We start from the raw sequence: 19,313 nt of genomic DNA, 5'->3' as shown, positions 1-19,313 counted from the left end.
CGTTACCTGCCCCCTTCGGTTCCCACCGGCGGTGCGCTGGCGGTCTGTGTGGGCTTCTGCCAGACGCGCACCCAATCGATCAAGAAGCGCTTGGGAAAATTGGCGTTCGAGACGCCGCCTGTGCCCAGCGATTCAGGAAAGTTGCCGCCGATGGCGAGATTGAGGAGGAGATGGAAGGGCTGGTCGAACGGCGCGCCGGGCACGGAGGACCCTGATGTCCACCATTCGCTGCGCTGGCGCGTCGCGTAAATCTTGCCATCGACCTTCCAGATGATCCGGTCCGGCTGCCATTCGATGGCATAGATGTGATAGCCTTTCAGGACCGGCGGGTAATGCAACGTGGTGTGGACATAGGTGTTGCCCGGCCATTGCTTGCCGAAATGGATCGTGCCGTAGATCGTCTCTTCCTGCCCGCCCGCACAGGCCTTGCAGGGCGCGCCGAGATTGACTGCTTCGAGGATGTCGATCTCGCCCGACGCGGCCCAGCCGCCATAGACCCACTTTTCCGGCAGCATCCAGATCGCGGGCCAGGTGCCCTGGCCTTGTGGCAGACTGGCGCGCACTTCGATCCGGCCATAGCGCCAGGAGGCCTTGCCGCGCGTGACCAGCCGGGCCGAGCTGTATTCACGCGTGACGAGTTGCCCGGGATCGGCCGGATTGGGGCGCTGGCTGGCCGGCAGCGCGGGGCCGGTGCTGCGCTCGTGGCGGGCCGTGATCACCAGCTTGCCTGCGGCGATGCGCGCGTTGACGGGTTTGTCGGTGTAGCACTGGCGCTCATTGTTGCCGCCGCCCCAGCAATCGACATCGAAGTCCCACTTGGTCCGGTCGATGGCAGTTCCGGTGAACTCGTCCGACCAGACCAGCTTCCATTCCGAGGCGGCGGCGTGGGCGGTCGGGGGTGCGGCCGCGAGCAGAGGCGCGGTAGCGAGCAGGGCCAGGAGCTGCCGCATCAGGCTGCCCGTGCTTCCTGCGCGCCGCAATACTGCGCGACATAGGCCTGGTGATCGGGCAACCCCGCAACGGTCTTGGCCACGCTTTCGCGCAGGCCGGCAAGCAGGTGCCCCAGTTCCGTATCCGAGAGTTTTTTCGCGACCGGGTGGTAGCTTTGCGGCATGATGCCCTGTCCCATCATCACCTGCACCCAGCTGTTCTCGACGAAAAGCTCCTCGTTCTTGCGGAAGACGCGGCCGGTTTCGCGGAACAGTTCGATCTTGTGGGTGAGGCTTTCGGGGATCTCCATCGCAGCACACTGCCGCCAGAACGGGCTGTCGCGGCGGTCGGTCGCCTTGTAGTGGAGGATCAGGAAATCGCGGATCTGCTCCATGTCGGTCATCTGCTGATCGTTGAATTCCGCCACGTCGCGCGGGCTGATGGAGCCCGCTGGCAGCATACGGATGATGCGCAGGATGGCGCGCTGGATGAGGTGGATGCTGGTGGATTCGAGCGGTTCCATGAACCCGCCCGAGAGACCCACGGCAACGCAGTTGCGATGCCATTGCTTGCGCCGCGCGCCGGTGGTGAAGCTGATCACGTTGGGCTTGGTCAGCACGTCGCCCTCAACCGTCGAGAGCAGGCGATCGAGCGCAGCATCTTTCGAGAGATAGCGGTTGCAATAGACGATGCCGTTGCCCTGCCGGTGCTGGAGCGGGATGCGCCATTGCCAGCCCGCATCATGCGCGATCGCGCGGGTGTAGGGCACGGGCGGGCGCACGCTGGCGGTCTGCACTGCGATGGCGGAATTGCACGGGAGCCAATGCGACCAGTCATCATAGCCGACATGGAGGGCGCCTTCGATGAGCAGCGCGCGAAAGCCGGTGCAATCGAGGAACAGATCACCTTCGAGGCGCTCGCCGGATTCGAGCAGGAGCGCCGCAATATCGCCGCTCTCGCCATCGAGCAGGACCTCGGCGATCTTCCCCTCGACGCGGCGGCAGCCGTCGGCTTCGGCGAGCTTGCGCAGGAACACGGCATAGAGGCCGGAATCGAGCTGGTAGGCATAGTTGATCCGGCCATCCGGCAGGTGCGCAAACTTCGCGCTTCTGGCGGCCTGAAGCTCGATGCAATAGTCGTCGTAGCTTGCCGTGTGGCCCTTGCTCAGGCCGTGCATCCAGAAATGCTGGAAGCCCGCGCTCCAGTGATCGCGGCCGGTGTTGCCAAAGGAATGGAAGTAGCTTTCGCCGGGCACGCGCCAGTTCTCGAAATTGATGCCGAGCTTGAAGGTGGCCTGCGTGGCGCGCATGAAGTCGGCCTCGCCAATGCCGAGCAGGCGGTTGTAGGTCACCAGCGGGGGGATCGTGCTTTCGCCGACGCCGATCGTGCCGATGTTATCGGATTCGACGAGCACGAGGTCAATTGCATCACCCATCGTGCGGGCAAGCGCGGCGGCGGCCATCCATCCCGCGGTGCCGCCCCCGGCGATCACGACGCGGCGCTTGGGGCCTTGCTTGGCATGGGCTTCGGTCATTTGCTCAGGGTCCTCAGCAGGAAGGAACGTAGGCGGCCGGCGGCGGCGGGGTCCAGCGGATCGAGAATGCCGCGCGCGCCTTCGGGAATATGGTCGGTCACTTCGGGGCTGTTTTCGAACACATAGTGATCGAACAGCGCGCGCCAGATCGCCTTGTCTTCGACCGGCAGGTCGCGGATCGAGAGGATCGCATGGTTGAGCGCGTCCTGCGGCTGGCCGAGCCAGCGCGGCGTATCGCGCCACCAATAGTTCATCAGGATGTTGAACGGGGCGAGCCCTTCGACGTGGTGCCACCACATCGAGGGGATGAACAAAGCGTCGCCCGGTTCGAGCACGGCGACTTGCGCGGTGCCAAGCGCCTCGGTGAAGCGGGGGTGCCGGTCGGGATCGGGCGCATGGAAATCCACCATCGAGACGGCGCGACCCGCCGGCGTGTTGTCGATCGGGCCAAGGTGGAGATTGGCGAATTGTTCGGGCGGGAACAGCGTGAAGCGGCGGCGACCGGCGGCGCAGACGGCAAGGTTGTCGGGAAAATCGTTGTGCGCGGCAATACGGGTGGATGTGCCGATCCACAAGCTGACGATGGCTTCGCGCTGGCCGAGGGCGAGGGTGTTCTCCGCCGCAACCGTGGTGAAGTGGGCGGGAACATCGATGGAGCCAAGATAGATCGCGGGGGCATCCGCGCGGCTTTCGTTGGCGTCGAACCCGCCGAAGATGTCTGCCAACTTGCCGCGCGCCTCGCGGAAATTCATGGCCATGTCGTCACTATAGAACAGGCGGCCGTCCTTGCCGGGCTCACCTAGCGCGACGGAGAAGGGGACCGGGCGGGCGCGTTCAAGAAGATAGGCACGGGCAGCGCGCGCCGAGACGAGGCCGGCCTGCACCAGCGGCCAGTCCCGGGCGAGGCCGCGGATCACGAACGGCGTGCGTGCGCCGTGTAGCAGGGCATCGAGCGCAGCGGCGTCGGAAGCCACACGCTCTTGTACCGCAGGCATCGCGGCGAAGATCGAGGCGTCTGCTTCAGCCAAGCGCGATCCGGCGGTTCTTGCGCGTGACCAGATTGCCGAACTGTGCGAGGCTGGCGAGGATCATGTAGATGCGCGCGAGGTGGCCCTGGCCCATCAGGGCTTCGAGGGCTTCGCCGTCGAGGCTTGCGAGGCGCTCTTCGTGGATGGTCTGGAAGCCGACGAGAGACTGGACCGCGCCGTTGTCGAGCGTGACTTCGAGCGTGAACGGTTCGACAAGGCCATAGGCTTCGAGCGCGATGAAGAAGTCTGCGCCGTCGTGCCATCCGTAATCGAGATCGCCGAGCATGGTGGCGATGGTTTCGAGATAGGGGGTCGGGCTGCCCGCATCGTCGAACACGCGCACGCCTTCGCCGGTGCTGGAAACGCGCGGGCTCGCCATGTCGATGTGGACTTGCGGAGCGGAACCATCTTCGGCCGGGCGGCCAATCAGAAAGGGTTGTACGGCGTGGGCCATGGGCGTGTAGCGGGCGTCCCAGTGGCCACCTTCGAGGTAGAGGTTCTCGCCCGCCTCGAACCCGAACAACGCAAGTGCGGCGAGCTTGCCCGTTTCGGCATCGCGGCGCAGCACGATGGGATAATGCGCCTGCGCCTCGCGGAATTCTGCAGGCATGACGAGGCTCGCCATGACATTGTCACCATATTCGGCGCCGGCTTCAGTCTGGATGCGAAGCTGGCCGTGCTCGGCGGGGTTGAGGATCTGGTGCTGGCTCATGCGGGTATCCTGGCAGCCGCGGATTGCGCGGCCAGACGATCGAGATAGTCGCGCGCGGTGGGCAGCGCGGCAGCGAGCGCGCGGGCCTTGGCGGCGACTTCGGCGAGGCGGGCAGGCGAGGGATCCTCACCGGACAGCGGGACGGGAAAGCCCATGCCATGCAGCACGTATTGCTGGCTGGCTGCGGGGAACATCTCGTCAACGCGGGGGAAATCCCAGGCCGACGGCGACTGGTCGCGCCACAGGGTGAGGCATTCGGCAAGGCGCGCCGGGATCGTCTCGGCCGCACGCTGGGCCTGCCAATAGGGCTCGGTGCGCGCGCTCAGCACATAGTGCAGCTTGAGGAATTCGACGATCCGGTCCCAGCGGTACCGGAACACCTCGTTGAAGCGCGCGGCATGAATATCCATGGCGGCGCGGGTCTGCGGGACGTTTTCGACAAGCGCCTTCAGGGATAGTTCGATCAGGACGATGGCCGAGGCCTCGAGCGGTTCTATGAAGCCGGCGGAAAGACCGACCGCCAGGCAGTTGCCGATCCAAAAGCGGTCGCGGTGGCCGGTCCGGAAGGTGAGCTTGCGGGGGGTAAGGGCGGCGACATCCGTACCGGGCACGCGTGCGGCAACATAGGCTCTGAGGATCTCGTCCGCGCGCTCGTCCGACAGGAAGCGCGAGGCATAGACGCACCCGATGCCGCGGCGGGCGGGCAAGCCGATGTCCCACAGCCAGCCCGCTTCGTGCGCGGTGCCGATCGTCTGCGCGGCGATGGGACTGCCCGGTTCGACCGGCACCTGCACGGCCAGAGCCCGGTCGTTGAAGGAAACGTCGGAGCGGTCCACCCAGTCGGCGCCGCACTGGCCAGCGATGAGGATGCCCGCCTGCCCCGAGCAATCGAGGAACAGATCGCCGGGAAGCTGCTCCCCGTCCTGCAGCACAAGTGCAGCAATGTCGCCGTTTGCCGCGCAGGTGACGCCGCCGACCTGAGCGGCAATCCGGGTGACGCCGAGCCGCTGTGTGGCATGGCGCATGAGGAGCGCGGCAAACTTGCCGGCATCGAGGTGATAGCCGTAGTTCAGCGCGCCAGCGTAGTCCGGCATGGATCGCTGGCGCGGCGCGAGATGTGCGGCGCAAACGGCATGCTGCGGGGTAATCGCTGCAGCGAAGGGTCCGGACGCGCCTCCGGTCTGCCAGGCAGAGGCGAGCGCGCGCATTTCGGCCGCCGGGGGCGCGCTGAAGGGATGGAGATAGGAATCCGCAGCGGAACCATCGCGCCACCCATCGAAGCGCGAGCCCTGCTTGAAGGCCGCATCGCAGGTGGCAAGGAATTCAGATTCAGGAATACCGATGGTCGCGAGGGTCTCGCGCATCGTCGGCCAGGTGCCTTCGCCGACGCCTATGGTCGGGATGTCGGGCGCCTCGACCAGCGTGATGCGTTTGTCCGGCAGCCTTGCGGCCAGCACGCACGCAGAAAGCCACCCGGCGGTGCCGCCGCCGACGATGACGATATGCTGAACCGCGGTGCTCATGCGAGGGCGACCATAACGCACAAATGCCTGACTTGCCAAAGAGAAGAGCCGCACCGCTGGGGGCAGTGCGGCTCTCTCGATTTCACGACCTTCCGGACAATGTAACCGGTCAGAAGGTGAAGCGAGCCCCCGCGGCCCAGCGCGCATAGCCGGGAGCCGAGAAGGTCACGATCTGGGCGTTGCGCATGTGGCCACGGCGATCAGCGTTGGTGATGTTGATCCCTTCGCCGAAGATCGTGACACCCTTCCGGACCTCGTAGCTCGCGCTCATGTCCCACTGGCCGTAGGAATTGATGTAGTACGGATCCTGTCCGTAGCCCGAGAGGAAGCCCTGGCGCCAGTTGTAGGCGACCCGCGCCTGCAGGCCATGCTTGTCATAGTAGACGACCGCATTGGCGCTGTTGCTGGCCCCGGGAACCGCGAACTGGGGGGTATAATGCGGGATGGCATTGTCGATGTTGTGATCGCTCTGCATCACCGTATAGTTCACGATCGCACCAAATCCGGTTTCCCAGAAATTGTGCTGGATGGCGAATTCCCAGCCATGGATCGTGTTCTTCTGATCGGAGTTGATCGGAACCGTGGTGATGAAGTTGACGATCGGATCATTGGCCTGACCGACGATGCCCGAGACCCGTCCCGTGCTGTCATAGACAGCGCTGCTCGGATGCTTGGAGGCAATGTAGTCGATGATCTGCTGCGCCGATGCATCAGCACCGAGGGCTGCGCGGGCTTCCTTGTTAAACGCACCGCCATTGGCGTTCGTAAGACCGAACGCAGGCTGGTTCAGCTGCGTCTGCGAGATGAAGTTCTTCACCACCTTGTGGAAGAAGCCGATCGAAATGTAGCTTGACGGCCCATAATACCACTCGGCCGAAAGATCGACGTTGTAGGACTTGTAGGGAAGCAGGCCGGGGTTGCCGCTCGAGGCGGTGCTGCCCCCGATACGGATCGGGGCAGCGAGCGTGGTGCCGCCCTGGAGGCTGCCATAGTCGGGCCGTGTGATAGTCTGGCTGTACGATGCGCGCAGCTTGACGTTCTTGATCGGCGCCATGTCGAAATCGACCGCCGGCAGCCAGTTGTGATACTTGCCAGAAAGCGATGCGAACGAGGAGATCGTCGGCGTGCCGTAGTCGATCCCGGTCTCGTTGCCGCCCGACCACACGGTGCGCTGCGGGATCGGCACGAGCGAGGATGCATCGACCTTGGTCGTTTCATAGCGCAGGCCGAGCCGCAGGTGCGCCGGATTTTCACCCAGGTCAAAGCTGTGGAGCGTCTGGATGTAGGGCGCCCAGGTCCGTTCACGGATCGAACGATCGGTGGTGAAGCTGGCGAGGCAGGTGCCAGCAGTAGTCGCGCTGCCACAGATGCTCAGCTTGCTGTCAAGCAGCTTGATCAGGCTCGTCGTATCGACTTCGAAGTAGTTCTGGATGATCCCGCTGGCATTGTAGCCCTCGGCACCCTTGAGGTCGTTCGACAGGTTGCGCTGTGTATAGAGCGAGTCCGGCGTATCCGCAGCAGAGAGCGTGCCGCCCCAGGTGTCGTTCTGGATCACCCCGAAGGCTGAGCGCACCTTGTTCTCGGTATAGGTAACGCCGAAATCGAGGCTATCGATGAACGAGGCATCGAAATCGTAGGAACCATGGAAGGTACCTTCGTTGATCTCGTCGCGGAAATAGGCGTTGCGGAAGGCATTGCCGGCGGGCCGGATATTGGCGGCGGTGATGTCCGCGCCAGGTGCCATGGTAACCGAAATCACCGGGATCTGGTGCGTGAAATCAACCTTCTGGCTGGTCACGCCATAGACAGCGCTGCCCACAGCGATGTTGCTGCCATAAGGCGAGGTCGGCTTGCTTTCGGCCGTCGAGTGGTGGCCGTCGAGTTCGAGCTTGAGCCCGCCGGGACCCTTCCACTTCAGGTTGCCGCCGATCGAACGGTTGATCGTGCGGTTGGCCGCGACCGCACCGGTGATGGCAAGGTCCTTGTTCTCGCCCGGACGGAAATCTTCTGCGTAGAAATTCGGTCCGGCGACCGGGCCGTCGGTCCAGCTGCTCGCGGTGTTGTTGTGGTTGAACCACACGCCGATGCTGTTGTTGCGCGCTTCGACAGTGTTCTGCGAGAAGGTGTAGTCGACAGTGGCGGTCAGCGTGTCGGTGGGCTTCACCTGCAGCACCGCCTGGCCGTTGTAGCGCTGGCGGCGCGAGGTGATGAAGTCGTAACCGGCGTTCTGCGTCACCTGATAGACGTCGTTCGGGCCGGGACGGTTCTGGGTCTTGGCAAAGTTGCCGCGCCAGTCGTTGGCGTCCATCGGCAGCGAGCCCCAGTTATTCTCATCCCCCTTGTAGCCTTCGCGCCAGCCCGCGGTGAACTGCGCCTGGCTGTACTTGCGGTCCTGGTAAGAGCCGCTGACGAGAATGCCGATGCGATTATCGGCAAAGGTATCGCTGATGATGCCCGAGACTTCAGGTGTGACCGTCTTGTTCTCGAAGCGCGAGGTGTCATAGACGCCCTTCACGCCGATCGAACCGTGGAGGCCAGGGCGATCCAGCGGACGCGCGGTCTTGATGTTGATCACCGAGCCGATGCCACCGGTCGACAGCGTGGCGCGGCCCGACTTGTAGACTTCGACGCCCGCAATGCCTTCGGACGCGAGGTTGCCGAAATCGAAGCTGCGCGAATTCGGCGGGCTGGCCGCATCGCCGAGCGATGAGGTGGGCATCTGGCGGCCGTTGAGTAGCACGAGGTTGAAATCGGGACCGAAGCCGCGGACTGTGACCGTCGAGCCTTCGCCGCCCGTGCGGTCGATTGACACGCCGGTGATGCGCTGGAGCGATTCCGCAAGGTTCGTATCGGGGAACTTGCCGATATCGAGCGCGCTGATCGCATCGACAACACCGGTTGCGTCACGCTTGATACCAAGCGAGCTCTGCAGTGAAGCGCGGATACCAGTCACCACGATGGTGGTGGGCTCGGCATCGCTTGCGGCCGCCTGCGGAGCCGAAGCAACCTGAGCTGCTTCCTGCGCGAGGGCCTGCTGCGCGGTGAGAGCGAGTACGGCAGCCGAACCCCCCAGCATGAGCTGGGCGTAGGCGACCTTGCGCGATCCTTTCATTCCGATTCTTCCCCCTGAAATCCGACGTTTTTTGAAAACGATGCGGTAATTGTGAACGTTCACCTATCTGAGAACGTTCACGGCGTCAAGGCGCTCTAAGACGTTTCGCGCAGACATCACCGCTGTTTTTACCCCCTATGTCGTTGATGCGCAGCGGTGGGTTGCAATGCGCCAAGGCCCTATGGCGCGGGCCATGCCCATCCCAGCCAGCGCAATATATGCATGCAGCAAAGGCATGCCGGGCGGGGGAGGCTTAGAGCTGACAAACCGCTTTGCCAACCGCGCAAGATCACTCCGCCACATCAGACCGCAGACTGCTCGGGCCCGGCGGCGGGAGGCAATAGCAGCAGGTTCAGGGCTTCTCGCCAGCCAGGAAGCGCGCGAGGGGCGGCAGCGATCCGGCGGGGCTTTCCTCGAAAGGTACGTGGCCCATGCCCGGAAGGCGGACAAGCCGGGCATGGGGCATCAGGCGCAGATAATCTTCGGCATTGCGCACCGGGATCATCTGGTCTTCCTCGCCCCACAGGATCAGCGTCGGCGCGGTGATGCTGCGCAGACGCAGGGCCGGATCGACAAGGATGGTCTGCCGCGTCCGATCGAGAATGGCCCGGCGCACGCCGGGGGCGAGCAGCATGTCGCGGTAGCGATCGACGACGCTGTCGGGCAGGGCTTCTGGGTGGGCCCACGCAGGCGCAAGGTTGTCCCGGATCAGCGCGCGCGCACCGACCCAGGGCATGAGGTTCATCACGAAGGGCACTTCCGGCGCTTTGCCATAGTCGAAGCCGGGGCTGGCAAAGCCGTCGGGTGAGATCAGCACGAGCTTGTCGACGCGCAGCGGATAGCGGGCGGCAAACTCCCACGCGAAGCGGCCTCCGAGCGAATTGCCGATCAGCGTGGCGCGCGCAATGCCGAGCCGGTTCATCAGGCCTTCGAGCACCAGCAGCGTCCGCGCATCGCTGTAGTCGCAGGTTGTGTCCGGGCCGGTGAGGCCGAAACCGGGCAGATCGAGGCGGACGACACGGTACCGGGCGGACAGTGCCTTTGCCCATGGCTCCCAGGTATCGAGGCTTGATCCGAAGCCGTGCAGCAAGATCAATGCGGGCGCGCCGCGCTGGCCGCTATCAAGAACCCGCATGCGCTGGCCGCGCACGTGGAGGTATTCGCCGGGATAGGCGGCCTCCAGCGCGGCGCGGGGTTTGTCGGGTGCGTTGAGCCAAAGTGCGAGCCCGGCGATGGCGAGAAAGCAGAACGCAGCAGCCCAGCGCAGGATGCGGCGCAGCATCAGAACACCGCGTGATCGCCGCGCTCATCCGCAGCGGCTTCGCCGCAGAGCACGGCGCGGTAGTGGTCCAGCAGCGTATCGGTGCCGGTTTCGGGCGTGAGCGCGGCATCGTAGCGGCCGGTTGCTGGATCGAGGACGAGCATGGACTCGGTTGCGTAGTAATGGCCGATGCGGGCGAGTTCGGCCTTGGTCGCAAGCGGCGGAACGACGCGTGCAGCGAGACCCAACGCGCTGGCGATGCCGGCCAGGAAGCCGGGTGGGACAGAGCGGAACTTCGCTTCCACGCCGGTCAGGGCAAACAGCGCCTCGCCCTGCTCGCGAGGGGTGATCGCAGGCCCGGGGCCGCCGATGGACAGAACCTTGTTCCAGCGATCTGGATCGGTGAGACAGCCGACGAGGTAGGCGGCAAGATCGCGGTTACTGATCGGCTTGCAGGCCGTGAGCGTGCCATCCCCGAAGAGGAGGAAGGGCTTGCCGCCACGCACCCGCTCGATCTGGCCGGACAGCGATTTGAAAAAGGCTGTGGGTCGGACAATCGAATACCTTAGCCCCGACGCGACCAGTTCGGTCTCGAACGCGAGCTTGGCCCGCTGGAAGGCAAGGCGCGGCTTCTGCACGCAGATGGCCGACAGCAGCACGAAATGCGCCGCGCCGGCCTTGCGCGCCGCGGCCAGCACGTGGCTGTGCGCCTTGTGGTCGATCGCCCACGCATCGCGCGGCAGGCCAGTGCGCGAGGCCATGCACGATACGACGGCATCGAATGCCTCGTTCGCAAAACCGTCGCGCGCAAGGCTGACGGGATCGGCCGGATCCGCACGGCGCATTGTGACGCCGGGGATCGGCTCGGCGGGCTGGCGGCGCACCATGGCGACGACATCATGCCCAGCCTCGATGAGCGCCGCCGCCGTCGCTCGGCCGATTGTGCCGGTCGCGCCGAGCAGGGCGACGCGGGTCATGGCGCCGGCACGGCCTTCGCGGCCATGATCTGGCGGCCATCCGCGGCATGGGCGGCGAGGATGAGGCCGCCGTCCTCGTGCTTGAGGGCAAGGTGCAACGCTTCATCGGCGATTGCCGGAGAAACAGCACGGAAGCTGAACCTGGCCAGAGCGGTTTCCGATCCCAGCGTGCGGCGGGCGAGATCGAGCAGGAGCGTGGCGATCAGCGGACCATGAACGACGAGGCCGCGATAGCCTTCGGTGCCGGTCGCGTAGGGGTGATCGTAGTGAATGCGGTGCGTGTTGAAGGTCAGCGCCGAGTAGCGGAACAGCAGAGCGGATGTGGGCAGCACCTCGCGCGTGGCATCCCAAGCCGTTGCATCGAAACGGCCTTCAGCCAGAGGTGGCGGGGCAAGGGGACTGCCGGGCGGCGGTGCGTCACGGTAGACCAGCGTCTGGGTTTCGCGGATGGCGACCACGCCGTCTGCCAGTGTTTCGTGGGCGAGTTCGGCGAACACCAGCGGACCGGTGCCGCCGTTCTTCTCGGTGATCGCCAGCACGCGGGTGCGCCGTTCGATGCCGGCACCAACGGGGATGGGGGCGACAAATTCCGCCGCCCCTGCCGCCCACATGCGCCTCTCGAGCGGGAGCGGGGGGAGCAGGCTGCCGGGGCTGTCGTCGCGCTTGGGGTGTCCATCGGGACCCAGTTCGGCGGTCGGGGCATCGGGGGGGCAGAGGCACCAGTGGAGGCCCTGCGGAGCGGTCTGGTCGGCCGGTTCGGCGCGGTCTAGCGTGGCGCACCAGCGGGTGAGCAGGCCGGGCGTAAGGATGTCGCGGCGCCGTTCTTCGCGGCCGATCCAAGGGGCAAAGTCCGCCATCAGCCGCGCCCTGCCATCAGGCCGCGCGCGATGACTTGCGCCTGAATTTCCGCCGCGCCTTCGAAGATCGAGAGAATGCGCGCGTCACACAATACCCGGCTGATCTCGTATTCCAGCGCATAGCCGTTGCCGCCGTGGATCTGCAGCGACGCGTCGGCGGCGGTCCAGGCCGCGCGGGCGGCATGAAGCTTGGCCATTCCGGCCTCGATGTCGCAGCGCTGGCCCGCGTCCTTGGCGCGGGCGGCGGCATAGGACAGTTCGCGCGCCGTGACGTATTCGGCGAGCATGACGGCGAGCTTGTCCGCCACGCGGGGGAAGTGGAAGAGCGGCTGGCCGAACTGCTTGCGCTGGAGCGCATAGGCAAGGGCGAGTTCGAGCGCACGGCGGGTGGTGCCAACGGCACGCGCGGCGGTCTGGATACGCGCGCCCTCGAAGGTCTGCATCAGCTGCTTGAAGCCTGCGCCCTCCTTGCCGCCGAGCAGCGCTTCGGCGGGGGCGCGCATGCCCTCGAACTGCAAAGTGTATTCGCGCATGCCGCGGTAGCCCAGAACCTCGATTTCGCTGCCGGTCATGCCGTCGGCCGGGAAGGGATTGTCCTCGGTGCCGCGCGGCTTGGGCACGAGCAGCATGGAAAGGCCGGCATAGCCCGGCGTATCAGGCTGCGTGCGGACGAGCAGAGTCATCACGTCGGACCGGGCCGCGTGGGTGATCCACGTTTTCGCGCCGTGGATGACCCAATCGCCGCTTTCGTCCTGCTTGGCGCGGGTGGTGAGCGCACCGAGATCGGAGCCTACATCGGGTTCGGTGAAGACCGCGACGGGGAGCGTTTCACCGGCGGCGATACGGGGCAGCCAGTGTGCTTTCTGCTCGTCGGTGCCTCCGAGCATGATGAGTTCGCCTGCGATTTCCGAGCGGGTGCCGAGTGAGCCCGCGCCGATCCAGCCGCGCGAAAGTTCCTCGCTAACAAGGCACATGACGAGCTTGCCGAGGCCGAGGCCGCCGTATGCCTCCGGAATGCAAACGCCGAAGGTCCCGAGATCGGCCATCGCGCGCACGGTCTCGTCCGGGATCAGCGCGTTGGCGAGGTGCCACTTGTGCGCGTGAGGGATGATTTTCGCATCGGTGAAGCGCCGGAACTGGGCGCGGATTTCGTCGAGTTCGGGATCGTGCAGCGTTTCGCTGGGCCACTGCCCTTCCGCCAGCGCGGCGGCGAGGGCCGCACGGGTTTCGGCAAGGTCGGCATCGAGCAGGGAGGCTGCCGCTTCGGCAAGGACACGCGCTTCGGCGGTGAGGCCAAGATCGGCGGGGCGCAGCATTTCCGCGGGGCCCATAAGGAGCGCGCCGGTCAGCTGGCCCAGCGTTTCGGCAAAGGCGAGCTGGGCCACCATGCCATCGAGCGGGTTTGCGCCGCCGCCGGCTTCGGCCCATGCCGCCACGGCTTCCAGCGCGGCGACGCTGGTGGCGATCCATGCAAAGCCGTGCGCGGCGCGCTGCTCGGCATCGACCGGGCGATTGGCGAGGCGGCGGGCGAGGGCGGCGCGAGCGGCTTCGCGGTAGGCTATGGCTGCTTCAAGCGGCGCTTTAAGATCCATGGCTACGCCGCGCGCTCGAACACGGCCGCGATGCCCTGGCCGCCGCCGATGCACATGGTCTCGAGGCCGAAGCGGCCATCACGGCGCACCAGTTCGCGGGTGAGGTTGGCCAGAATGCGCCCGCCGGTCGCGCCGATGGGATGGCCGAGCGAGATGCCCGAGCCGTTGACATTGAGCATGTCGTGGCGGCTGTCGTCGTCGCTCCAGCCCCAGCCCTTGAGCACGGCGAGCACCTGCGGGGCGAAGGCCTCGTTGAGTTCGACGAGGTCGATATCATTCCAGCCTAGGCCGGTGCGGGCGAAGAGGCGCTCCACGGCGGGGACGGGGCCGATGCCCATGCGCGCGGGATCGCAGCCGGCGGCGGCCCACGAATGAAACCAGGCGATCGGTTCGAGGCCGAGTTCCTCCAGCTTGTGTTCGGCCACGACGAGGCAGGCGGCGGCAGCGTCGTTCTGCTGGCTGGCATTACCCGCGGTGACGACCGCGCCCGGTATGGCCTTGGCTTCGAGCGCCTTCAACGCGCCGAGGCTCTCCATCGTGGCATCGGCGCGGTAGCCTTCATCGTGTGCGAAGATTTTCGGATCGCCCTTTTTCTGGGGGATTTCGACGGGGACCAGCTCATCATCGAACAGGCCGTTTTTCCATGCTGCAGCGGCGCGCTGGTGGCTGCGCACAGCATAGGCGTCGCAGGCTTCGCGGCTGATATGATAGTCTCGCGCGAGGTTCTCGGCGGTCTCGATCATGCCGGAAATGACGCCGAAGCGCTCGATCGGCTGCGACATGAGGCGGCCCCGGGTGAGCCGATCATGCAGCATGAGGCCGCCCGCGCGGGTACCGCGGCGGCCTTCGGTGGTGTAGTACTCGACGTTGGACATGGACTCGACGCCGCCCGCGACGACGACATCGGACTGGCCGGTCTGCACCATCATCGCGGCGTTGATGACAGCTTGCAGGCCCGAGCCGCAACGGCGATCAAGCTGGTAGCCGGGGACTTCAAGCGGGAGCCCCGCAGCGAGCCACGACCAGTGGCCGATGGCGGGGGCCTCGGCATTGCCGTAGCCCTGCGAGAAGACGACGTCATCAACGCGTGCGGGGTCGATCTTCGTGCGCTCCATAAGCGCTTTCAGGATCACTGCGCCAAGCTGCCCGGCGTTGAGATCGGCGAGGCTGCCGCCGAACTTGCCGACAGCGGTGCGGATGGGGGCGACGATGGCAGCACGGGTGAGCTTGGTCATGCGGGGGTTCCTGCAATGCCAGCTTCGAGGAGCTGGTCTATGGCCTTGGGATCAAGCGAAAGGTGGCGGGCAAGAACGTCGCGCGTATCCGCGCCCAGCACCGGGGCCGGGGCTGGCGTGCGGCGTTCAAGGCCGGGGAAGGTGGCAAAGGCACCGGCGGCGGGGTAGGCAAAGCCGCTGGGGTTGTCCGCCGTCTCGGTGAACATCGGATTTTCGCCGACCAGACGCGGGTACTGCACGGCTTCGGGCATGGTCTTGTAGGGGCCGTGGGTCACGCCGTTGGCATCGAGCTTTTCGGCCAGCGCGGCGTGGGAGAGCGGGGAGGTAGCCGCTTCGATCAGTGCGTAGATCGCATCGCGGTGGGTGTAGCGCACGCTGTCATCGCCGGTGAACGACACGCCGAGGCGGGCCTCCAGCGCGGCGAGGCCGGGTTGCAGTTCGAGCGCGCGGACGAGGCCTTGCCACTGGCGTTCGTTGATCGCGACGATCATCACGCGGACGCTATCGGCGGTCACGAAGTCGCGTCCGATGGTGCCGTAGACGCCATTGCCGAGGCGCTCACGGTCCTCGCCGTTCTGGAGGACTTCGGCGACGCGGCCGAGATTGGCGGCCGAGCCCATCGCGATATCGGTGAGGGGGAGGCGGACCTCGCCGCCAAGGCCCGTTTCATCGCGGCGGCGCAGCGCAGAGACGAGGGCAAAGGCGCCGTAGGCTCCGGTCAGCAAGTCCCAGGCGGGAAGCACGTGGTTCACCGGAGACGGGTCGGCGAGCGTACCAGTAAGCGCGGGATAGCCGACCACGGCGTTGGCTGTGTAATCGAGCGCGATGGCACCATCGGGCCAGCCCATGACGCGCACAGTGATGAGGTCCGGGCGGTCGGCCGCCAGCTTCTCATGTGCCAGGAAGCCGCCGACGGGCAGATTGGTAACAAGCGTGCCGACTTTCTGGATCAGCTCTGTCAGCACCGCACGGCCTTCGGGTTTCGTCAGATCGAGCGCGACGCTTTTCTTGGCGCGGTTGAGGTTTTCCCACGACAGCGAATGGCCTTCAGGGGTGAGCGGCCAGCGCTTGAAATCCTGTCCGCCACCGATCTGGTCGACGCGGATCACCTCTGCCCCGAATTGGGCGAGATAGAGCCCGATGGTCGGCGAGGCGACGAAGGACGATACTTCCATCACCGTGATGCCGGAGAGCAGGTTGTACATTGGGGCGAAGGCTTTCAGGACTGTGCTTGTGGTTCGCGTTCCGATGTAGTCTTAATTGAGCGGTTAAGCCAATAGGGTTGGTGGACGGCTGGCGCTTTTGGGGGGGCGGGGTGTCTCGACTTCAGGTCTTCGGCACTTAGTTTAAACCGCGCTTGTCGAGGGTGCTGGGCCGGCGGTCAGGTATGATGCTCTGACAATCTCCGCATGAGCGGTTTGGGTTGAGGTGCGAGGAAGGATAGCTGCCCTCAGTCCTGAACCGGGAGAGCCGTGCGGTTCACGATCGGGCGCAGTGCAAAGCTGGTGGTGACCTGCGCCACCCCGGCAATGCGCGTGAGGCGTTTGCGCAGGAAATCCTCGAAGGCCGCGAGCGAGGGGACGAGGACGCGCAGTTGATAGTCCGCCTCGCCGGTCATCAGATAGCAGTCCATCACTTCGGGAAATTCGGCGACCGCGTTTTCGAAGGTCGCAAGGTGGTGGTCGTCCTGCTGGTCGAGCCGGATGCGCACGAAGGCGTTGACGGGAAGGCCGACCGTTTCCGGTTCGACAAGGGCGACGTAACCGGAGATAACCCCGCGCTCCTCCAGCGCACGCACCCGGCGCAGGCAGGGGCTGGGGCTGAGGCCGACATCCTCGCAGAGCTGCTGGTTGGTGAGGCGGCCGTTCTGCTGGAGGCGGCGCAGGATCTTGCGGTCAATCGCGTCGAGATCGGTATTCGGCATTATCTTTTACTCATAGCGTTTGAAGTGGCAGATTATGCCAAATGTATGGCTATACGGGGCAAACTTCGCAAGACGCTGATTTTCGAGGCGCGTTATGTTTGCCCATTCAAAGCCTGAACCGGATTCGAAAGCACGCCATGACCGCCGTCCTCGCCAATCCCAAGCTCGACCTGATCCCCGCGCTCGAGACACTCGATGCCCGGCTGCGCTGGCTTTCGGCGTGGACAGTGCATAATGCCAACAACATCCGTACCAAGCGCGACGGGATGAAGGTTGGCGGCCATCAGGCCAGCTGCGCCTCGATGAGCACGATCATGGCCGCGCTCTATTTCCATGCGCTGCGCCCGCAGGACAAGGTGGCGGTGAAGCCGCACGCCGGGCCGCTACTCCATGCGATCCACTATCTGCTGGGCAACCAGTCGCTAGAGCAGTTGCAGCGCTTCCGGGGGCTTGGCGGGATGCAGAGCTATCCCTCGCGGACCAAGGACCATATCCCGGTCGATTTCTCGACGGGCTCGGTCGGCCTCGGTGTGGCGATCACCGCCTTTGCCAGCCTGGTGCAGGACTACTGCATCGCGCAAGGGCACATGAGCGAGGCCGAGGCGGGGCGGATGATCGCACTGATGGGCGACGCAGAGCTTGACGAGGGCAATATCTACGAGTGCCTGATCGAGGCCTACAAGCACGATATCCGCAATTGCTGGTGGGTGGTCGACTATAACCGCCAGTCGCTCGATGCGACCACGGCGGACCGCATGTTCCGCCGCTTCGACGATATCTTCGAGACCTGCGGCTGGCGGGTGATCACCTTGAAGAGCGGCAAGTTGCAGAAGGCGGTGTTTGCGCGGCCCGGCGGCGCGGCGCTGGAAGACTGGATCGACAATTGCCCGAACGCCGAATTCGCGGCGCTCACCTATCAGGGCGGGGCGGCATGGCGCGAGCGGCTGATGAAGGATCTGGGTGACCAGCCCAAGACCCGGGCGCTGATCGAGAGCTTCGACGATGGCGCGCTGGCGCAGCTGATGACCAACCTGGGCGGGCACTGTGCCGAGACTTTGATCGAAGCCTTCGCGCAGGCGAATGACGACAAGCCGACGCTGTTCATCGCCTATACGGTCAAGGGTTATGGCTTGCCATTGGCCGGGCACAAGGACAACCATTCGGGCATGATGAACACCGCGCAGATCGAAGGTCTGCGCGCGCAGCTCGGCATTGCCGAAGGCGCGGAATGGGAGCCCTGGGGCGGGCTGGGCGACAATCTGGCGGCAGAGCTCAAGGCCTTTGTCGAACGCAGCGCGCTGGCAGTGAAACCTGCCGAGCATAGCCCGCCAGCCATCCCGGTGCCCGCGCGGCTACCGGTGCCGGAAGGCGAGGAGCAATCCACGCAATCGGCCTTTGGGCGCATCCTGATGGATCTGGCGCGCCCCGGCGATCCGCTCGGCGACCGCATCGTGACGACCGCGCCCGACGTGACGCAGACCACCAACCTCGGCGGCTTCGTCAACCGGCGGGGCCTGTTCCGCCGGAGCGAGCTCACGGATGTGTTCCAGGCCGCGCGCATCCCCTCGGCACAGAAGTGGCAGGGGAACACGGCCGGGCAGCATGTCGAGCTGGGCATTGCCGAGACCAACTTCTTTCTGGTTCTGGCAGCATTTGGCCTTTCCGCGCCGCATTTCGGCACGCGGTTGTTGCCAGTGGGGACGGTCTATGATCCCTTTATCGCGCGCGGCCTCGATGCTCTGAACTATGGCTGCTATCAGGACGCGCGGTTCCTCCTGGTGGGGACGCCTTCCGGCCTGACGCTCGGCGCGGAAGGCGGGGCGCACCAATCGATCAACACGCCGCTGATCGGGATGGGTCAGCCGAATCTAGACTACTTCGAGCCGGCCTTTGCCGATGAAGTGGCGCTCATGATGCGCCATGCCTTCGAGCATATGCAGAAGCCCGATGGCGCTTCGGTCTACCTGCGGCTCAGCACGCGTTCGATCGCGCAAGTGACGCGTGAGGATGAGCGCTGGGAGGCCGATGCGCTGAAGGGCGCCTACTGGCTCAAGCGTCCCGCACCGGGCGCGGAGGCGGCGATCGCGTTCACTGGTGCTATCGCGCCCGAGGCGATCGCTGCGTGGGAAACGCTCAGCGAAGACTTGCCGGGGCTGGGGCTGCTCAACGTGACGTCGCCCGATCTGCTCCATCGCGGCTGGTCGGCCCGCCGCGCCGCGCGCTGGACTGGCAAGCGCCCTGAACCGAGCCACGTCGAGACGCTGCTGGGTGCGCTGGCGCCGGGGGCGGGGCTGGTGACAGTGATCGACGGTTCGCCATCCGCACTGTCATGGTTGGGCGCCGTCAAGGGCATGCGGGTGAGCCCGCTCGGGGTCGACCGCTTCGGCCAGACCGGAGATTTGCCGGACCTTTATCGGACCTACCGGCTCGATGCCGATGCGATCATCGACGCGGCGGCGGAGCTGTTTCTGGAGGGGTAAGCGGGGGCGAATCCTTTATATTCCAACATCTAATGGAAATTATAATCTCCCTTGATGTGCAGGTTTTTGCGCTAAGCCTCTGAAATACTTGTTGCAGTTTGGCATCGGCTGGGAACGAACGGTTTTCCGGACGCCGGGCATGCTTGCG

The 19,313-nt window shown here is 65.3% G+C and carries 14 protein-coding genes; 1 reads left to right on the top strand and 13 read right to left on the bottom strand.

What is annotated here, in order from left to right; all coding sequences use genetic code 11:
• Positions 1 to 2 precede the first annotated feature (2 nt).
• From AQZ52_RS13235 to AQZ52_RS13175, 13 genes are all read right to left on the bottom strand, one after another.
• Positions 3 to 950, bottom strand: coding sequence for a glycoside hydrolase family 16 protein (locus AQZ52_RS13235; RefSeq protein ID WP_067911558.1), 948 nt, complete (start codon positions 948 to 950; stop codon positions 3 to 5).
• A complete protein-coding gene (locus tag AQZ52_RS13230) occupies positions 950 to 2,464 on the bottom strand; it encodes a tryptophan halogenase family protein (RefSeq protein ID WP_067911555.1) in 1,515 nt (504 codons plus the stop codon). Before AQZ52_RS13230 ends, AQZ52_RS13235 begins: the two co-directional genes overlap by 1 nt.
• A complete protein-coding gene (locus AQZ52_RS13225) occupies positions 2,461 to 3,492 on the bottom strand; it encodes a cupin-like domain-containing protein (protein ID WP_067911552.1) in 1,032 nt (343 codons plus the stop codon). The genes AQZ52_RS13230 and AQZ52_RS13225 overlap by 4 nt, the downstream gene beginning before the upstream one ends.
• Positions 3,485 to 4,204 (bottom strand): SapC family protein, encoded by a 720-nt coding sequence (locus AQZ52_RS13220; protein ID WP_067911549.1) that lies wholly within the window; start codon positions 4,202 to 4,204, stop codon positions 3,485 to 3,487. Before AQZ52_RS13220 ends, AQZ52_RS13225 begins: the two co-directional genes overlap by 8 nt.
• Complete coding sequence (locus AQZ52_RS13215) at positions 4,201 to 5,727, bottom strand: tryptophan halogenase family protein (RefSeq protein ID WP_067911546.1); 1,527 nt, start codon at positions 5,725 to 5,727, stop codon at positions 4,201 to 4,203. The genes AQZ52_RS13220 and AQZ52_RS13215 overlap by 4 nt, the downstream gene beginning before the upstream one ends.
• A gap of 109 nt (positions 5,728 to 5,836) precedes the next feature.
• A complete protein-coding gene (locus AQZ52_RS13210) occupies positions 5,837 to 8,839 on the bottom strand; it encodes a TonB-dependent receptor (RefSeq protein ID WP_067911543.1) in 3,003 nt (1,000 codons plus the stop codon).
• Positions 8,840 to 9,191: 352 nt separating this feature from the next.
• A complete protein-coding gene (locus tag AQZ52_RS13205) occupies positions 9,192 to 10,121 on the bottom strand; it encodes an alpha/beta fold hydrolase (protein ID WP_067911539.1) in 930 nt (309 codons plus the stop codon).
• Complete coding sequence (locus tag AQZ52_RS13200) at positions 10,121 to 11,077, bottom strand: NAD(P)H-binding protein (protein ID WP_156424931.1); 957 nt, start codon at positions 11,075 to 11,077, stop codon at positions 10,121 to 10,123. Before AQZ52_RS13200 ends, AQZ52_RS13205 begins: the two co-directional genes overlap by 1 nt.
• Positions 11,074 to 11,934, bottom strand: coding sequence for an HTD2 family dehydratase (locus AQZ52_RS13195; RefSeq protein ID WP_067911536.1), 861 nt, complete (start codon positions 11,932 to 11,934; stop codon positions 11,074 to 11,076). The genes AQZ52_RS13200 and AQZ52_RS13195 overlap by 4 nt, the downstream gene beginning before the upstream one ends.
• Positions 11,934 to 13,526 carry an acyl-CoA dehydrogenase family protein gene (locus AQZ52_RS13190; RefSeq protein ID WP_067911533.1) on the bottom strand — a complete coding sequence of 531 codons (1,593 nt, stop codon included), beginning with the start codon at positions 13,524 to 13,526 and terminating at the stop codon, positions 11,934 to 11,936. The genes AQZ52_RS13195 and AQZ52_RS13190 overlap by 1 nt, the downstream gene beginning before the upstream one ends.
• Before the next feature lie 2 nt (positions 13,527 to 13,528).
• Positions 13,529 to 14,761, bottom strand: coding sequence for an acetyl-CoA C-acetyltransferase (locus tag AQZ52_RS13185; RefSeq protein ID WP_067911530.1), 1,233 nt, complete (start codon positions 14,759 to 14,761; stop codon positions 13,529 to 13,531).
• Positions 14,758 to 15,966 carry a CoA transferase gene (locus AQZ52_RS13180; RefSeq protein WP_067911527.1) on the bottom strand — a complete coding sequence of 403 codons (1,209 nt, stop codon included), beginning with the start codon at positions 15,964 to 15,966 and terminating at the stop codon, positions 14,758 to 14,760. The genes AQZ52_RS13185 and AQZ52_RS13180 overlap by 4 nt, the downstream gene beginning before the upstream one ends.
• Positions 15,967 to 16,211: 245 nt before the next feature.
• On the bottom strand, positions 16,212 to 16,685 hold the full coding sequence (locus tag AQZ52_RS13175) for an Lrp/AsnC family transcriptional regulator (RefSeq protein ID WP_067911524.1): 474 nt from the start codon (positions 16,683 to 16,685) through the stop codon (positions 16,212 to 16,214).
• Positions 16,686 to 16,822: 137 nt separating this feature from the next.
• Here AQZ52_RS13175 and AQZ52_RS13170 point away from each other — a divergent pair, with 137 nt between their 5' ends.
• Positions 16,823 to 19,165: a transketolase gene (locus AQZ52_RS13170; RefSeq protein ID WP_067911521.1), complete on the top strand. Its 2,343-nt coding sequence runs from the start codon at positions 16,823 to 16,825 to the stop codon at positions 19,163 to 19,165.
• The last annotated feature ends 148 nt before the right edge of the window (positions 19,166 to 19,313 follow it).

Source organism: Novosphingobium fuchskuhlense, from assembly GCF_001519075.1.
In the GTDB taxonomy this organism is placed as follows: domain Bacteria; phylum Pseudomonadota; class Alphaproteobacteria; order Sphingomonadales; family Sphingomonadaceae; genus Novosphingobium; species Novosphingobium fuchskuhlense.
This window is presented reverse-complemented; position numbering and strand designations above follow the sequence as displayed.